The sequence below is a fragment of the Lelliottia sp. CFBP8978 genome (assembly GCF_034046055.2).
Classification (GTDB): domain Bacteria; phylum Pseudomonadota; class Gammaproteobacteria; order Enterobacterales; family Enterobacteriaceae; genus Enterobacter.
The window spans coordinates 3,361,996-3,378,570 of record NZ_CM188253.1 but is presented as its reverse complement, the minus strand read 5'-3'; the positions used below and the strand labels follow the sequence as shown (position 1 = coordinate 3,378,570).

13 protein-coding genes and 5 tRNA genes are annotated in these 16,575 nt (G+C 53.5%); 11 read left to right on the top strand and 7 right to left on the bottom strand.

Going from position 1 to position 16,575, the window contains the following annotated elements; translation table 11 throughout:
- Positions 1 to 35 precede the first annotated feature (35 nt).
- The 11 genes from alaS (at position 36) to luxS (ending at position 7,806) form a co-directional block, all read left to right on the top strand.
- Positions 36 to 2,663 (top strand): alanine--tRNA ligase, encoded by a 2,628-nt coding sequence (gene alaS / locus SOM82_RS15790; protein WP_320460435.1) that lies wholly within the window; start codon positions 36 to 38, stop codon positions 2,661 to 2,663.
- Between the two features lie 241 nt (positions 2,664 to 2,904).
- Positions 2,905 to 3,090: a carbon storage regulator CsrA gene (gene csrA / locus SOM82_RS15785; RefSeq protein WP_000906486.1), complete on the top strand. Its 186-nt coding sequence runs from the start codon at positions 2,905 to 2,907 to the stop codon at positions 3,088 to 3,090.
- Between the two features lie 342 nt (positions 3,091 to 3,432).
- A tRNA-Ser gene (locus SOM82_RS15780) sits at positions 3,433 to 3,525 on the top strand.
- A 4-nt stretch (positions 3,526 to 3,529) separates the two neighbouring features.
- Positions 3,530 to 3,606, top strand: a tRNA-Arg gene (locus SOM82_RS15775).
- Positions 3,607 to 3,671: 65 nt separating this feature from the next.
- Positions 3,672 to 3,748: transfer RNA gene (locus tag SOM82_RS15770), tRNA-Arg, on the top strand.
- Between the two features lie 197 nt (positions 3,749 to 3,945).
- Positions 3,946 to 4,022: transfer RNA gene (locus SOM82_RS15765), tRNA-Arg, on the top strand.
- 162 nt (positions 4,023 to 4,184) lie between these two features.
- Positions 4,185 to 4,261, top strand: a tRNA-Arg gene (locus SOM82_RS15760).
- A 257-nt stretch (positions 4,262 to 4,518) separates the two neighbouring features.
- Positions 4,519 to 5,085 carry a fructose-1-phosphate/6-phosphogluconate phosphatase gene (yqaB, locus tag SOM82_RS15755; protein WP_320461283.1) on the top strand — a complete coding sequence of 189 codons (567 nt, stop codon included), beginning with the start codon at positions 4,519 to 4,521 and terminating at the stop codon, positions 5,083 to 5,085.
- The gene (locus SOM82_RS15750) at positions 5,082 to 5,510 is read left to right on the top strand and encodes a YqaA family protein (RefSeq protein WP_320461284.1); all 429 of its coding nucleotides are present in this window, start codon (positions 5,082 to 5,084) and stop codon (positions 5,508 to 5,510) included. Before yqaB ends, SOM82_RS15750 begins: the two co-directional genes overlap by 4 nt.
- An 83-nt stretch (positions 5,511 to 5,593) precedes the next feature.
- Positions 5,594 to 7,138, top strand: coding sequence for a glutamate--cysteine ligase (gene gshA, locus SOM82_RS15745; protein WP_154125979.1), 1,545 nt, complete (start codon positions 5,594 to 5,596; stop codon positions 7,136 to 7,138).
- 152 nt (positions 7,139 to 7,290) lie between these two features.
- Positions 7,291 to 7,806, top strand: a complete 516-nt coding sequence (gene luxS, locus SOM82_RS15740) for an S-ribosylhomocysteine lyase (protein ID WP_154125978.1) — start codon at positions 7,291 to 7,293, stop codon at positions 7,804 to 7,806.
- A 168-nt stretch (positions 7,807 to 7,974) separates the two neighbouring features.
- Here luxS and emrB read toward each other — a convergent pair whose 3' ends face one another.
- The 7 genes from emrB to proV all read right to left on the bottom strand — a co-directional run bounded on the left by emrB (position 7,975) and on the right by proV (position 16,535).
- Complete coding sequence (emrB, locus tag SOM82_RS15735) at positions 7,975 to 9,513, bottom strand: multidrug efflux MFS transporter permease subunit EmrB (RefSeq protein WP_320461285.1); 1,539 nt, start codon at positions 9,511 to 9,513, stop codon at positions 7,975 to 7,977.
- A gap of 16 nt (positions 9,514 to 9,529) precedes the next feature.
- Positions 9,530 to 10,702 carry a multidrug efflux MFS transporter periplasmic adaptor subunit EmrA gene (gene emrA / locus SOM82_RS15730; protein ID WP_320461286.1) on the bottom strand — a complete coding sequence of 391 codons (1,173 nt, stop codon included), beginning with the start codon at positions 10,700 to 10,702 and terminating at the stop codon, positions 9,530 to 9,532.
- Between the two features lie 189 nt (positions 10,703 to 10,891).
- On the bottom strand, positions 10,892 to 11,422 hold the full coding sequence (gene mprA / locus SOM82_RS15725) for a transcriptional repressor MprA (protein ID WP_154125975.1): 531 nt from the start codon (positions 11,420 to 11,422) through the stop codon (positions 10,892 to 10,894).
- A 382-nt stretch (positions 11,423 to 11,804) separates the two neighbouring features.
- The gene (locus SOM82_RS15720; protein ID WP_320461287.1) at positions 11,805 to 12,989 is read right to left on the bottom strand and encodes an MFS transporter; all 1,185 of its coding nucleotides are present in this window, start codon (positions 12,987 to 12,989) and stop codon (positions 11,805 to 11,807) included.
- Positions 12,990 to 13,206: 217 nt separating this feature from the next.
- Positions 13,207 to 14,202, bottom strand: a complete 996-nt coding sequence (proX, locus tag SOM82_RS15715; protein WP_320461288.1) for a glycine betaine/L-proline ABC transporter substrate-binding protein ProX — start codon at positions 14,200 to 14,202, stop codon at positions 13,207 to 13,209.
- Between the two features lie 70 nt (positions 14,203 to 14,272).
- The gene (gene proW, locus SOM82_RS15710; protein WP_154125972.1) at positions 14,273 to 15,340 is read right to left on the bottom strand and encodes a glycine betaine/L-proline ABC transporter permease ProW; all 1,068 of its coding nucleotides are present in this window, start codon (positions 15,338 to 15,340) and stop codon (positions 14,273 to 14,275) included.
- On the bottom strand, positions 15,333 to 16,535 hold the full coding sequence (proV, locus tag SOM82_RS15705) for a glycine betaine/L-proline ABC transporter ATP-binding protein ProV (protein WP_154125971.1): 1,203 nt from the start codon (positions 16,533 to 16,535) through the stop codon (positions 15,333 to 15,335). The genes proW and proV overlap by 8 nt, the downstream gene beginning before the upstream one ends.
- Positions 16,536 to 16,575 lie beyond the last annotated feature (40 nt).

Genomic DNA, 16,575 nt, shown 5'->3' with positions numbered 1-16,575 from the left:
CTACGACATTTCGTTAGCTTGATTTCAGGATAATTATGAGCAAGAGCACCGCTGAGATCCGTCAGGCGTTTCTCGATTTTTTCCATAGTAAGGGACACCAGGTTGTTGCCAGCAGCTCCCTGGTACCGAACAATGACCCGACTCTGCTGTTTACCAACGCCGGGATGAACCAGTTCAAGGATGTTTTCCTTGGTCTCGATAAGCGTAATTATTCCCGCGCCACGACTTCACAACGTTGCGTGCGTGCGGGTGGTAAACATAACGATCTGGAAAACGTCGGCTACACCGCACGTCACCACACTTTCTTCGAAATGCTGGGTAACTTCAGCTTCGGCGACTATTTCAAACACGACGCCATTCAGTTCGCGTGGGAATTGCTGACCGGTGAAAACTGGTTCAACCTGCCGAAAGAGCGTCTGTGGGTTACCGTTTACGAAACCGATGACGAAGCTTACGAAATCTGGGAAAAAGAAGTTGGTATCCCACGTGAGCGCATTATCCGCATCGGCGACAACAAGGGCGCGCCGTACGCGTCTGATAACTTCTGGCAGATGGGCGATACCGGTCCTTGCGGTCCGTGTACTGAGATCTTCTACGATCACGGCGACCACATCTGGGGCGGTCCTCCGGGAAGCGCAGAAGAAGACGGCGATCGCTACATTGAGATCTGGAATATCGTCTTCATGCAGTTCAACCGCCAGATCGATGGCACCATGGAGCCGCTGCCGAAGCCATCTGTTGATACCGGCATGGGCCTGGAGCGTATCGCCGCCGTTCTGCAGCACGTTAACTCCAACTACGACATTGATCTGTTCAGCACGCTGATTAAATCCGTTGCTGAAGTGACCGGTGCAACCGATCTGAGCAACAAATCCCTGCGCGTCATTGCCGACCACATTCGTTCCTGTGCGTTCCTGATTGCTGATGGCGTTATCCCGTCGAACGAAAACCGTGGCTATGTTCTGCGTCGTATCATTCGTCGCGCCATTCGTCATGGCAATATGTTGGGCGCGAAGGACACCTTCTTCTACAAACTGGTGGGTCCACTGGTCAGCGTCATGGGCGCAGCGGGTGACGAACTGAAAAGCCAGCAGGCGCAGGTTGAGCAGGTTCTGAAAACTGAAGAAGAGCAGTTCGCGCGTACCCTTGAGCGCGGTCTGGCGCTGCTGGATGAAGAACTCTCTAAACTGTCCGGCGATACGCTGGATGGCGAAACGGCTTTCCGTCTGTATGACACCTACGGCTTCCCGGTTGACCTGACGGCTGACGTTTGCCGTGAGCGTAACATCAAAGTAGATGAAGCCGGTTTCGAAGTCGCGATGGAAGAACAGCGCCGTCGTGCGCGTGAATCCAGCGGCTTTGGCGCAGATTATAACGCCATGATCCGTGTTGACAGCGCCTCTGAATTCCAGGGTTACGACCATCTTGAACTGACCGGTAAAGTCACCGCACTGTTTGTTGACGGCAAAGCCGTGGACAGCATCAGCGCAGGCCAGGATGCCGTTGTCGTTCTGGACAAAACCCCGTTCTATGCGGAATCTGGCGGTCAGGTGGGCGATAAAGGCGAGCTAAAAGGTAGCGATTTTACCTTCACCGTCACTGACACCCAGAAATACGGCCAGGCAATTGGCCACGTCGGCAAACTGGCTACAGGTTCCCTGAAAGTCGGCGCAGGCGTGAAAGCCGAAGTGGATGAAGCTCGCCGCGCGCGCATTCGTCTGAACCACTCGGCAACGCACCTGATGCATGCCGCTCTGCGCGATGTGCTGGGTACGCACGTTGCTCAGAAAGGTTCTCTGGTGAATGACAAAGTGCTGCGCTTTGACTTCTCTCATTTTGAAGCGATGAAACCTTCTGAAATCCGCGCGGTGGAAGATATGGTTAACGCACAGATTCGCCGTAACCTGCCAATCGAGACCCACATCATGGATCTCGAAGCAGCAAAAGCGAAAGGTGCGATGGCGCTGTTTGGCGAGAAGTATGATGAGCGCGTTCGTGTACTCAGCATGGGTGATTTCTCGACCGAACTGTGCGGTGGTACTCACGCCTCCCGTACGGGTGATATCGGCCTGTTCCGTATCGTTTCTGAATCGGGCACGGCGGCAGGTGTTCGTCGTATTGAAGCGGTGACCGGTGAGGGTGCGATTGCCAGACTGCACGCTGAAAGCGATCAGCTGCACGACATCGCTCAGTTGCTGAAAGGCGATAGCCAGAATCTGGGTGACAAAGTGCGTAGTACGCTGGAACGTACGCGTCAGCTGGAAAAAGAGCTGCAGCAGCTCAAAGAGCAGGCGGCAGTGCAGGAGAGCGCTAATCTCTCCAGCAAAGCGGTTGAAATTAAAGGTGTTAAACTGCTGGTCAGCGAACTGGCAGGTGTTGAACCTAAGATGCTCCGTACGATGGTTGATGATCTGAAGAACCAGCTTGGTTCAACGATTGTTGTCCTGGCGACAGTGGCTGAGGGTAAGGTTTCTCTGATTGCGGGTGTCTCTAAGGATGTGACAGACCGCGTGAAAGCAGGGGAACTGATTGGCATGGTCGCTCAGCAGGTGGGTGGCAAAGGTGGCGGTCGTCCTGACATGGCGCAAGCCGGTGGTACGGATGCAGCGGCACTTCCAGCGGCATTGGCCAGTGTAGAAAGCTGGGTAAGCGCTAAACTGTAATAATTACAAAGCGTAACCAGACGCCATAACCACAAGGTTATGGCGTATTTGTCACTACGCTATCGATAACGATAAAGTCAGGTTGAGTTTGTGTATATCGGCTAAACTTACGTTTAACAGAATGTGATGCCGTGACTGCTTACACATTACGTGTTTGTCATCGCTTACTTTTTGGCGTTATATGATGGATAATGCCGGGATACAAGAGACCCGACTCTTTTAATCTTTCAAGGAGCAAAGAATGCTGATTCTGACTCGTCGAGTTGGTGAGACCCTCATGATTGGGGATGAGGTCACCGTGACAGTTTTAGGGGTAAAGGGTAACCAGGTTCGTATTGGTGTGAACGCCCCTAAAGAAGTCTCTGTCCATCGTGAAGAGATCTACCAGCGTATCCAGGCTGAAAAATCCCAGCAGTCCAGTTACTGATATTATCGCGTCTCGCCGCCCGGCGAGACGCAACGCTCTCGTCATTTTTCCTGCATAAAGTTACCGTTCGATTTCATTCCTTCTGTTTTTTGTCACTCTGCAAACCTTATCTCGCTCAAAGACCGCAATTTTGTCTGAGGATTTCTGTGCTGATGTCCGCAAAATCCGTTTATAAAACACCCTCTTTGTGGGTTTTCCATGCGAATTGACTGCGATTTGTGCAAACGATAAAAGCTTGTGGAAAATTGTTTGACTTATAAGTCCCAGAAAGTAATATATGCGCCACGCAGCGACGAAGAGCTCTTAACAAGTTCTTCGAAGCACTCGAAAGAGGCGTTGTGTGGTGAGGTGGCCGAGAGGCTGAAGGCGCTCCCCTGCTAAGGGAGTATGCGGTCAAAAGCTGCATCCGGGGTTCGAATCCCCGCCTCACCGCCATTTTGCATCCGTAGCTCAGCTGGATAGAGTACTCGGCTACGAACCGAGCGGTCGGAGGTTCGAATCCTCCCGGATGCACCATCATTATCAGTGTTGCGGCTTGTTGAGTGACATTGAATCAGTAGTAAAAGTAGTACCCCCCTGATGCATCCGTAGCTCAGCTGGATAGAGTACTCGGCTACGAACCGAGCGGTCGGAGGTTCGAATCCTCCCGGATGCACCATCTTCTCCGAGATAACAGCAACGCTGTTGTTTTATGGTCTGCGAGATGCTCGCGAGTACCAGGGAGAATAACGTTGCTTTAGCAACGGCCCGTTGGGCGAGGCGCAACCGAGTAATCCTCCCGGATGCACCATCTATTACTTCATATTGCTTTAGAAGTGATATGACGTATCAAGCAGTAAAATAGTAAATCCCGATGCATCCGTAGCTCAGCTGGATAGAGTACTCGGCTACGAACCGAGCGGTCGGAGGTTCGAATCCTCCCGGATGCACCATCTTCTCCGAGATAACAGCCGCGCTGTTGTTTCAAGGTCTGCGAGATGCTCGCGAGTACCAGAGAGGATAACGTTGCTTTAGCAGCGGCCCGTCGGGCGAGGCGCAGCCGAGTCATACATCCCGGATGTACCATTTACTATGCCATTAGCAGTACCCCTGATGCATCCGTAGCTCAGCTGGATAGAGTACTCGGCTACGAACCGAGCGGTCGGAGGTTCGAATCCTCCCGGATGCACCATCTTCTCCGAGATAGCAGCCGCGCTGTTGTTTCATGGTCTGCGAGTAAATCGCAAGCACCAGGGCGGATAACATTGCTATAGCAATGGCCCGCAGGGCGAGGCGCACTCGAGTCATCCTCCCGGATGCACCATTTCTTCTCAGTATCTCCCCCCAGCTCAATTCCTCATCATCCCCTTTGTATTACCACCAGAATCAGCGACAAAAATCCTCGTTTACGATAAAGTAATGTCTTGTTAATCGTTTGGCGAGAGCACGATGTACGCACAGTATGACGGTTTGATCTTTGACATGGATGGCACCATCCTCGATACCGAACCCACGCATCGTAAAGCCTGGAGTGATGTTCTTGGTCGTTATGGTATGCGCTTCGATCTGCAGGCCATGATTGCGCTTAACGGCTCGCCCACCTGGCGAATCGCTCAGGCGGTGATTGAACTGAATCAGTCCGATCTCGATCCTCATCAGCTTGCCCGCGAAAAAACCGATGCAGTCAAAGCGATGCTTTTAGATACTGTTCGTCCTCTTCCGCTGATTGACGTCGTCAAAGCGTGGCATGGCCGTCGCCCGATGTCGGTTGGGACAGGCAGTGAAAGTGCGGTTGCAGAAGCACTGCTTCAGCATCTGGGCTTACGCCATTATTTTTCCGCGGTGGTTGCCGCCGATCATGTCAAAAACCATAAACCTGCACCGGACACCTTTCTGCTTTGCGCAGAGCTAATGGGTGTGCCTGCGCACAAGTGCGTGGTTTTTGAGGATGCAGACTTTGGTATTCAGGCGGCTCGCGAAGCCGGTATGGACGCCGTGGATGTGCGTCTGCTGTGAGTGACCTGCTGTCACTTGCTTCATTATTTGCCAGCAGTTTTTTAAGTGCCACACTTCTACCGGGTAACTCCGAAGTTGTGCTGGTCGCGATGCTGCTATCGGGCGTCAGTCAACCGTGGTTGTTAGTATTAATAGCAACAATGGGTAATAGCCTTGGAGGGCTGACTAACGTTATTCTTGGGCGTTTCTTTCCGCTTCGTGAAAAATCACGCTGGCAGGAAAAGGCAGCAGGCTGGCTTAAACGCTATGGTGCTGCCACGCTTTTACTAAGCTGGATGCCTGTAATAGGCGATTTACTGTGTCTGCTGGCGGGATGGATGCGCATCTCCTGGGGACCAGTGCTCTTTTTTTTATGCCTTGGCAAGGCGTTTCGCTATGTCCTTGTGGCATGGGCGACACTGCAGGGCATGACGTGGTGGCACTAATTGGTGGAGTGATAAAACGACCTTCAATCGTCAACCATTACAATTATGCTGGATAACTATTAATTGACAGGCGGGAGGTCAATTTGATCCCGGACGTATCACAGGCGCTGGCCTGGCTGGAAAAACACCCTCAGGTCCTGAAGGGTATTCAGCGTGGGCTTGAGCGCGAAACACTGCGCGTAAACGAAGATGGTAGCCTGGCGACAACAGGTCATCCTCAGGCGTTAGGCTCAGCGTTGACACATAAATGGATCACTACCGATTTCGCTGAAGCGCTGCTTGAGTTCATCACGCCAGTCGACGGCGATATTGACCACATGCTCACTCTGATGCGTGACGTTCATCGTTTCACTGCCCGGCAGTTGGGCGATGAGCGTATGTGGCCGCTCAGCATGCCTTGCTATATTGAGCAGGGGCAAGATATTGAGCTGGCGCAGTACGGCACGTCGAATATCGGTCGGTTAAAAACGCTCTATCGTGAGGGCCTGAAAAATCGCTATGGCGCGCTAATGCAGACTATTTCCGGTGTGCATTACAACTTCTCGCTGCCAATGGCGTTCTGGCAGGCGAAATGCGGTGAAACCGATAAAGAAGCGATTTCTGCGGGCTACTTCCGTTTGATCCGCAACTACTATCGCTTTGGCTGGGTTATCCCTTACCTGTTTGGCGCGTCACCGGCTATTTGTTCGTCGTTCCTGCAGGGCAAACCGACCACGCTGCCGTTTGAGAAAACCGACTGCGGCATGTATTACCTGCCGTACGCCACCTCTCTGCGCCTGAGCGACCTGGGTTATACCAATAAGTCGCAAAGCAATCTCGGAATTACGTTTAACGAATTGCACGAATATGTGGCAGGCTTAAAGCGGGCGATCAAAACGCCGTCGGAAGAGTACGAAAAAATCGGCCTCGAAAAAGACGGCAAACGCCTGCAGATCAACAGCAACGTTTTGCAGATTGAAAACGAGCTGTATGCGCCGATTCGTCCGAAACGCGTTACCCGCAGCGGCGAAGCGCCATCGGATGCGCTGGAACGCGGGGGAATTGAATACATTGAAGTTCGCTCGCTGGACATCAACCCGTTCTCACCGATTGGTGTGGATGAGCAGCAGGTGCGCTTCCTCGATCTGTTTATGGTCTGGTGCGTGCTGGCGGATGCGCCAGAGATGAGCGCTGATGAATTGCTGTGTACGCGTACAAACTGGAATCGTGTGATTCTGGAAGGACGCAAACCCGGCCTGACATTAGGCATTGGCTGCGAAACGGCGCAGTTCCCGCTGGCAAAAGTGGGTAAAGATCTGTTCCGCGATCTCAGGCGCGTGGCGCAAACAATGGACAGCGTCTACGGCGGCGAGGAGTATCAGAAAGTGTGCGATCAGTTGGTCGAATCTTTTGATAATCCTGAACTGACGTTCTCTGCCCGTATTCTGCGTTCTATGATTGATCAAGGTATCGGTGGAACGGGCCGTTCGCTCGCCGCACAGTATCGTGACATGCTGCAGCAAGAGCCGCTGGAAGTGTTGAGCGAAGAGGATTTTGTTGCGGAGCGCGAGGCATCAGTGCTGCGCCAGCAAGAAGTTGAAGCGGCAGATACCGAATCGTTTGAAGCATTTCTGGCGAAGAACGCCTGACACAAAAGAAAAAGGCCACATCGCTGTGGCCAAAATATACATCTCTGAAATCAGGGATGATGATAACAAATGCGCGTCTTTCATATAGTCAGACGTGCAGATGAACAAAGAGTTCATTTTATTTTAAAAAAAATCACTATCGGAGGTGACGTATGCCGTTATTAGATAGCTTCACAGTCGACCATACCCGTATGGAAGCACCTGCAGTACGTGTGGCAAAAACCATGCATACCCCGCACGGCGACACGATCACCGTATTTGACCTGCGTTTCTGTGTGCCGAATAAAGAAGTGATGCCGGAAAAAGGCATTCACACTCTGGAGCACCTGTTTGCCGGGTTTATGCGCGATCACCTGAATGGCAACGGCGTTGAGATCATCGACATCTCCCCAATGGGTTGTCGTACCGGTTTCTACATGAGCCTGATTGGTCAGCCTGACGAAACGCGTGTCGCCGATGCCTGGAAAGCAGCAATGGCCGACGTGCTGAAAGTGAAAGAGCAGAACCAGATCCCTGAGCTGAATGTTTACCAGTGCGGCACTTATCAGATGCACTCTCTGGAAGAAGCGCAGGAAATCGCCCGTCACATTATCGATCGTGATGTGCGCGTGAACAGCAATGAAGAGCTGGCTCTGCCGAAAGAGACACTGCAGGAACTGCACATCTAGTAGTACACCTTTTCCCTCTTCTTCCGGGAGAGGGTTGGGTGCGGGTTGTTTCAGCATGATGCGCTCCTGTTGTCTTTTCACTGGCGTGAAGCGATTTCAGGAGCGCTGCTTTATCAGGACTGACAGAAGCTGTAGCGAAATGGACAACTTTCCCGGTGAGGCTAGTGGCTAGTGCGCGCCACCGCCACCACCGCCCGCACCGAATGGCGGTTTAGCGAACCACACCAGTCCCAGCAAGAGGATGAAAATCCCTGCCGAAATCCAGAAAATCTCATTTGCAGAAATAATCAGACCCTGGTTGGTGATTTGCTGTGCAATCCAGCCTGACGCCTGTTGCTCCGTCATCCCCATTCCCTGCAGTTGGTTATACATCTCCTGCGAGTTTGGGTTGAACGGGTTAACCGATTCGGTCAGTTGCGCATGGTGCAACGACTCGCGGTTGGTCCATAGCGTGGTGGTGATCGATGTACCGATGGAGCCTGCAAGCGTTCGGGTAAAGTTCGACAGACTCGATGCCGCCGCCAGACGCTCAGGCGGTAAGCCAGAGAGTGTGATGGTGGTCAGTGGCATAAAGAAGCACGCCACGGCAAAGCCCTGGATAAACTGTGGCCACGCCGATGCGCCAAAGTCCATGCCCGGCTCGAACGTGTACGCACGCCAGTAGAAGCACACCGCATACATAATAAAGCTGAATGTCACCAGCCTGCGCATGTCGAGTTTATGGGCGAAGCGACCAATAATCGGCGACAGCAAGACCGGAATTAAACCGACCGGCGCTGAAGCCAGACCCGCCCATGTCGCGGTATAGCCATACACCTCCTGCAACAGCTGCGGCAGCAGAACAATCGCGCCAAAGTAGAGCATATAAGCGAGACTGATACACAGGCAGCCGATGGTAAAGTTTCGCGACTTAAACAGCGATAAATCGACTATCGGGTTATCGTCCGTCAGCTCCCAGACAATCAGGAAGCTAATCGCGACCACCGCCACGACGGTCAACACGATGATCTCTTGCGAAGCGAACCAGTCCAGCTCTTTGCCCCGGTCCAGCATGATCTGCAGGCTACCGATCCCCAGCACCAGAAGCGCTAGGCCCACGCCATCAATGCGCCGCTGCTCGGTCTTGGTTTCCCGACCGCGCAGGGATTGCAGCGTCATCAGCACCACCACCGCACCGATAGGCACGTTGATAAAGAAGATCCATCCCCAGTGGTAGTTATCGCTGATAAAACCACCGAGGATCGGGCCACAAATGGGCGCAACGATAACCGTCATGGACCACAGCGCCAGTGCGATAGAGCGTTTAGCAGGCGGGTAGTTGCTGAGCAGCAAGCTTTGCGACAGCGGAATTAAAGGCCCGGCAACAATCCCCTGAAGCACGCGGAAGAAGATCAGCATCGTCAGGCTGTTGGACATGCCGCACGCCCAGGAGGCGATAACAAACAGAACCGTTGACCACAGGAACAGCCGGACTTCGCCGACGCGTTTCGCCAGCCAGCCGGTAATCGGAATCGAGATCGCATTCGCAACCCCGAAAGAGGTGATGACCCACGTCCCCTGGCTCAGTGACGAGCCAAGGTTACCGGCGATAGTCGGGATCGCCACGTTCGCGATGGTGGAGTCCAGCACCTGCATGAATGTCGCCAGCGACAGCGCAATGGTCATAATGACCAGCTGCGCCCCCTCCAGCGGTTTTTGCTGTTGCATAACGCTCACCTTCGGATTAACCGGCGTTCGCTTTCACGATGTCGTTAATCAGCGTATTGACCGGATCAAGGCTGATTTCACGGGCGTTACTTTCATAGGCCGGGTTAGTGCGAACCTGATTAGCCAGCATCTGGCCTTCACGGTCAGCCGTATCCACGGTGACGAGCGTCGATAAACCGATACGCAGCGGGTGATCTGCCAGCTGTTTTTGATCCAGCTCGATTCGGACAGGCAGACGCTGAACCACTTTGATCCAGTTACCGGTGGCGTTTTGCGCAGGCAACAGAGAGAACGCGCTGCCGGTCCCCATGTCGAGACCCACCACTTTACCGGTATATTTCACATCATCGCCGTAAATATCACTGACGATCGTTGCGGTCTGGCCGATACGCATATGGGCGAGCTGCGTCTCTTTGAAGTTGGCATCCACCCACAGATTATTGGCCGGAACAACCGCCATCAGCGGCGTGGTCTGGCTGATCTGCGCGCCAGGCTGGACGGCACGACGCGACACGTAGCCGGTCAACGGACTGACGATTTTGGTACGCTGAAGGGCAAGCCAGGCGTTACGAACTTCGGTTGCGGCTTGTTTAACGGCGGGCTGATCTTCGAGCTTCGTTCCCAGAATCATCGCCTGGTTGGCGTTGTACTGTTGAATCGCCACATCCAGCTGTGCCTGTGCGCTAGCCACGGCGTCACGCGCGTGTTGCAGCTCTTCACGGCCAATGAGGTTGGCGGAACCCAGCGGTATGCGGCGGTTCAGGTCGCTTTGCGCCTGCGCCAGCGCCGTTTTTTGCACGTCAATGCTTGCCTGCAACTGCTTGCTGTTAATCATCGACTGGCGAGTCTGTCGCACGCTTGAGGCCAGCTCAGTCTGCGCTTTTTCAAACGCCTGCTGGGCATCGGTCGGATCGAGCGTAACCAGCACATCCCCTTTTTGCACAAAGTCGGTATTATCAGCCCAGACTTTCGTCACGCTGCCCGAGACCTGCGCCATAATCTGAACCTGGTTCCCTGCCACGTACGCATCATCGGTTTCTTCAATATGACGCAGTACTAAAAACCAATAGATCCCATATGCCACTGCAATAATAATAAAGAGCAAGGTCAGCAGAAGAAGGGCGCTCTTACGTTTGCCTTTCTTATTGACCGGTTGCTGCGGGGGAATGTTCTCCGCATTTGCGCTCATTGTTGTTCTCCACGATCTTCTTATTTTCACATCGGCTGGGCCGACCTGTTGTCAGAAAGGCCAGCAGTGTGACGTGCTGGCCTGTCAGTTTACTTTTATACCCGGCACGCTTCGGGTTGCAGCGGCGTTTTGTGCCTGCAACGGAAAGCATGACGGGTTGAAATCTGGATGTTTGAGCGTGTTGTCGCGTTAGCTCAGCGCCTCAAGAATGACGCCATCCTCATCCATCTGATCCAGACGGGTGAGAAGCTTGCGAGTGATATGCTCCAGCTGATCGCGCTCGGCAGTACTCAGAGCAGACCAGAGTTGATGCAGACAGTTGTGCTGAGGGGGAAGCACCTCGCGCAGGAATTCATGACCTTTGTCGGTCAATTGCAGATGCAGGCAGCGGCGGTCGTTATCGCTTTCACGGCGCTCAATCCAGCCGCGTTTTTCCAGCTCATCCGCAATACGGGTGGCATTGGTGCGGGACGAGCCCAGCGCGCAGCTCAGTTCAGACGGCTGAATGCTGTGATCTTCCTGAGACTCCAGCGTAATCAACGCCATAAACAATGTCTCGTTAATCCCTTGAGCTTTCAGCATCTTATTGCGGTTTTCCAGCAGCTTGCCTTGCATGTGCATGCACAGGCGAGTTAACAGGATCTCCTGATACGGGAAGTCCTCGTAACGACTGGCGCGAAATTTAAGCATTTGTTCAATGGGCGTAAACGAACTATCCATTTGGGCATGACCTCATTAATTACAGTCGATATAGTAACGACAGTGACAAATAATGTAAATAAATTATTTGTGCGGTTATATCCGCCATATGAATGTCACTGTCAGAAAGTGCCGGGTGAATCCGTGACCCGGTGAGCACAGAAGCGATAGGGCAAGCGCCCGCGGAAGACAGAGTCGGGTGATGGGAAACAGCATGAAGTTTCAAACGGGGCAGGGAATGTAACAATCTGATGGAATCTGGAGCGGCCAGTAAGTCTGAACTATTCATGCGGCAATTAAATATGTCACCCACATTAAAATTTCTGGGATAAATGATTTCCCCTCACCTTAACAGACTGAGGGGCTCCTTAACACCCTAAGAAGCCCCAAAGCGATGTAAAGCTTAGTGAATCGCTTCCTGAAGATGATATCCGCGCCACCAGAAGAACAGGTTAAGCACAGCGACGACCGTCCCCGCCAGACATACGCCCGCCCATCCGCCATGCTGCCACGCAGAGGCCGAGATCAGCGAGCCCGCCGCACCGCCAATAAAATAGCTGGTCATGTAACCGGCTGTCAGGCGGTTACGCGCGTCGGGTTTAACACGATAAATAACCGTCTGGTTGGTGATATGCACGCCCTGAACCGTCAGGTCGAGCACCAGAATACCGACAATCAGCGCCAGTACGGAGATATGTCCATACCAGATAGCGGCCCAGGAGAGCAGCAGTAAAATCAGCCCGGCGCTGGTGGTCAGATGGGATTTACCTTTATCTGCAAGCCCACCGGCAGGACGCGCGCCCAGCGCACCAGCGGCACCGGCCAGACCAAACAGGCCGATGACTCCTTCAGAATAATTAAATGGCGGAGCCGCCAGCAGGAAAGCCATCGACGTCCACAAAATGCTAAAGTTGGCGAAGGTGAAACAGCCAAGTAAAGCGCGAGTTCGTAGCAGTTTATCCTGAGTGAACAGACTGAAAACGGACCCCAGAAGCTGCGGATAATTGAGATGATTTTCCTGCTTCACTTTTGGCAGACCGCGCCACAGAGCAAACGCCATCAATACCATCAGAACGCTGGCCACCCAGTAAACGGTGCGCCAGCCGCCGAGACTCGCCAGCAGTCCGGCGACCGTTCGCGCCAGCAGAATCCCCAGCAGTAAGCCGCTCATAATCGTGCCGACCACTTTGCCGCGTTTTTCCGGGGCGGCGAGGGTGGCGGCCAGCGGCACCAGTATTTGCGCGACGACCGAGAACAAACCGGTAAGGGCGGTGCCGAGGATCATCATCGCCAGCGACTGGCTGGAGGCGGTGATCAACATCCCGCCTGCCGCCAGTAAGGTCATGATGACGATAAGGCGACGGCGCTCGAACATGTCGCCCAGCGGAACCAGAAACAGCAGGCCAGCGGCGTAGCCGAGCTGCGCGGCGGTGACAATAAAGCCCGCCGAACTGGCGGAGAGTGAAAATGCCCGCGCGATAGTATCGAGCAGGGGTTGGGCGTAATAGTTACTGGCCACCGCCAGCCCCGTTGCCACAGACATTAACAGGATGAGCGCGGGGCTAAGCCCCTGAGTATTTTTGGTCATTATTCGCAGGAATCGTCAGTTGAGTGATTATTTTTCAGAGAACAATCATAACGGATGTCTGTGAATGTTGGGGAGTTGTTACGTAGTGGTTTGTGCGGTTTAGGGAAAGTGCGGTCTGACGCCCACTCCTTTGACGGAGAATCGCGGAACGACAGCGCTAATCAGTGCCCTCTCCCTTGAGGGAGAGGGTTAGGGTGAGGGGGAAAACCCTCCGATTTTATTTCTGCGCAGCCAGCGCCTCTTTCACCCAGCCGTCAAACTGCTGCTGGTGGGCTTTGATCCAGCCATCAACGTGGCCCTGGACATCGGCTTCAGACGATTTCCCTTCATGCATCATGGCGTTCTGCGCGTTGATATCCGCCAGCGGCAGCTTCATCACCGAAAACAGCTTCGCCGCAGCCGGGTTTTTCTCAGCCCAGGCTTTATTGGCGACGATGTGCATCGTATTCACCGGGAAACCATAGTTCATGCCGTTTGGCAGTTTGGTGTCGATATCTTTTTGCTCGCCAGGCAGTGAGGAGAACGGAACCTGCAGCCACACCACGTCTTTACCCGGTTTCAGCACGTCGCTCACCCAGTACGGTGTCCAGGTGTAATAGATAACCGGTTTGCCTTCTTTAAAGCGGGCAATGGTATCGGCCATCATCGCGGAATAGTTACCGTGGCTCACATCAACGGTCTTCTCCAGATCGAAGGCTTTATTCTGGTGATTAATTACCGCTTCGCAGCCCCAGCCAGGAGAACAACCCATCATGTCGGCCTTACCGTCGCCGTTGGTGTCGAACAGTTTGGCGATTTTCGGATCTTTAAGCTGTTCAATATTGGTAATGTGGTATTGATCGGCGGTTTTTTTATCAATCAGATAACCCTGCGCCGCACCGGTCACGAAGGTCCCTTCACGGTAGAATTTCTTGCTACCGCCCGCAGCAGCATACATATCGTCATGCAGCGGTTGCCAGTTAACGGCAGTAAACGTGGCATCGCCAGAGGCAATCGAAGTATAGCCAACGTTGTAATCCACTTCGCTTGGCTTATCGACCGTGTAACCCAGTTTTTCCAGCGCGCGGCTGACAATCAGGGTCTGGAAACTCTCTTCGGAAATTGTGCTCTGAACCGGTTTAACGGTGATGCCTTTGCCTGGCAGATCGGCTGCAAATGTGCTGGTTGAGACAAGGGTGGCAAACGCTGTGGCAAAAAGTACGCTATGTCGCATCGTTATTCCTTAATTTTAGGGGGGACTTTGTAGACCCGGCAAGCGCGTCGCCGCCGGGTAAGCTACATCGTTACTTAATGAAAGGGCGAGTGATTAACCCTATTGGGCCGGTGGTGTACCAGCGACGATTGCCGCGACTGCGTGAATCGCGACCGACAGCCTGAGTCAGGCGATCGAGAATGATGGCAAGGATCACAATCCCCACGCCGCCCACGGTCGCCAGCCCCATATCGAGGCGGCCAATCCCGCGCAGGACCATCTGACCCAGCCCGCCAACGGCGATCATCGAGGCGATCACCACCATAGAGAGGGCGAGCATCAGCGTCTGATTGACCCCTGCCATAATGGTTGGCATGGCCAGCGGCAGCTGGACTTTGAACAGCATCTGTCGTGGGCTTGCGCCAAACGAACGGGAGGCTTCAATCAAATCGGCCGGCACCTGGTTAATCCCCAGAATGGTCAGGCGAATAATCGGCGGCAGGGCGAAGATAATGGTGACCACCACGCCCGGCACGTTACCGATACCGAACAGCATGACGATCGGCACCAGATAGACAAACGCCGGAGTCGTCTGCATCGCATCAAGCAGCGGCCGAATGATTTTTGCCGCCCGTGGGCTACGTGCCAGCCAGATCCCCATCGGCAAACCGATCACTACGCAGAACAGCAGCGCAGTCAGCACCAGTGCAAGCGTGATCATTGCCTGCGACCAGGCGCCAATCGCGCCGATCGCAATCAGTGAAATCAGCGTGGCGATCCCCATTCCTGCGCTACCGAACTGCCAGGCGATCAGGGCAAACAACACAATGGCGACGGGCGCAGGCATCCCCAGCAACAGCTGCTGGAAGCCGTTAAGGATATAATCCACGGGCACACGAATGCCCTGGAACAGCGGGCGGAAATGCGTGACGACCCAGTCGATCCCTTCGGTCACCCAGCTGTCCAGCGGGATCAGGGTCTTATGGAACGGATCCATAATATTGAAATGCTCTGGAGCCGGCGCCGGAGCGCTGGTGAGCCAGTCGGCAGCGCCGTTGCCGTCAGCCGGTGCCGGGGTTGAAGAGCCCCATGCATCTGCCGATTGTGCAGCGCTATCCGCCGCCTCTGTGGTTCCCCACGGATTAGATTGATCAGCCATTGTTTGCCCCCTCGCGATCTAAAGCCTGCAGCAACATTCGTTTTGAGATGATGCCGACGTACTGGTGTTCTTCTCCGACGACCGGGACCGCACAGGGGGCCTGACCGACATGAGAGAGCAACTCGCTGAGCGGCGTTTCGGCATCGACGGCAAGCGGAGAGTCGATGAGCGCCGCGTCGATTCCCTGATTTTCACTGAGCGCGGATTTCAGAGAGTCGATGGAGACAATGCCAACATATTTATTGCCACGTTCAATGACATAACCATATTCACGGTCTTCATCCTGCAACAATTTCAGTGCAGAACGCGGGCCGAAACCGGGCGTGCGGCGAATAATGCCATTCGGTGAACGACGTGCAATATCTTTAGCACTGAACACCTGGCTAATATCCACACCGCGGAAGAACGTACGCACATAATCATTAGCGGGATTATTCAGAATTTCATCCGGTGTTCCCACCTGTACGACTTCACCGTTTTGCATAATGGCAATACGATCGCCAATACGCATTGCTTCATCGAGATCGTGAGAAATAAAGACCACGGTGCGCTGATGTTTTGCCTGCAGTTTTACCAGTTCATCCTGCATCTCGGTGCGAATTAATGGATCGAGGGCTGAGAAGGCTTCATCCATTAATAATATATCGGGATTAATCGCTAATGCGCGGGCCAAACCAACGCGTTGACGCATACCGCCGGAAAGTTCATCCGGGTAGCCGTGGGCGTAATTTTCCAGACCAACCTGACGTAACGCATCCAGGGCTTTTTCCTGGCGTTCTTGAGCCGCAACACCCGCTAATTCCATACCGAAGGCGGTATTATCCAGCACCGTCATATGTGGCATTAGCGCGAATGACTGAAAGACCATCGCAATCTTTTTCCTGCGCACCTCACGAAGTTCGGTCTCCGATATTCTGGCGATATCCACGCCATCAATCAGCACCTGTCCGCGGGTGGGTTCAATCAGGCGATTGAGAAGGCGAACCATAGTGGATTTACCCGAACCGGATAACCCCATGATGACAAAAATCTCGCCTTCTTCAATTGCCAGACTGGCGTCTTTAACGCCAAGCGATAGCCCTGTTTTTTCCAGGATTTGTTCTTTTGAAAGCCCTTTTTCAATATATTTAAATGCGCGCTGTGGATGCTCGCCAAATACTTTATAGAGATTTTTAACTTCTAATTTAATTGCCATGCAATAGAGTGGTTCCTGTTATTAGTTTACGTCGATATGA

Coding starts and splice junctions, on each gene's coding strand:
- alaS (WP_320460435.1), top strand. CDS start 36: ATGAGCAAGAGCACCGCTGAGATCCGTCAGGCGTTTCTCGATTTTTTC.
- csrA (WP_000906486.1), top strand. CDS start 2,905: ATGCTGATTCTGACTCGTCGAGTTGGTGAGACCCTCATGATTGGGGAT.
- yqaB (WP_320461283.1), top strand. CDS start 4,519: ATGTACGCACAGTATGACGGTTTGATCTTTGACATGGATGGCACCATC.
- luxS (WP_154125978.1), top strand. CDS start 7,291: ATGCCGTTATTAGATAGCTTCACAGTCGACCATACCCGTATGGAAGCA.
- emrB (WP_320461285.1), bottom strand. CDS start 9,513: ATGCAACAGCAAAAACCGCTGGAGGGGGCGCAGCTGGTCATTATGACC.
- emrA (WP_320461286.1), bottom strand. CDS start 10,702: ATGAGCGCAAATGCGGAGAACATTCCCCCGCAGCAACCGGTCAATAAG.
- mprA (WP_154125975.1), bottom strand. CDS start 11,422: ATGGATAGTTCGTTTACGCCCATTGAACAAATGCTTAAATTTCGCGCC.
- SOM82_RS15720 (WP_320461287.1), bottom strand. CDS start 12,989: ATGACCAAAAATACTCAGGGGCTTAGCCCCGCGCTCATCCTGTTAATG.
- proX (WP_320461288.1), bottom strand. CDS start 14,202: ATGCGACATAGCGTACTTTTTGCCACAGCGTTTGCCACCCTTGTCTCA.
- proW (WP_154125972.1), bottom strand. CDS start 15,340: ATGGCTGATCAATCTAATCCGTGGGGAACCACAGAGGCGGCGGATAGC.
- proV (WP_154125971.1), bottom strand. CDS start 16,535: ATGGCAATTAAATTAGAAGTTAAAAATCTCTATAAAGTATTTGGCGAG.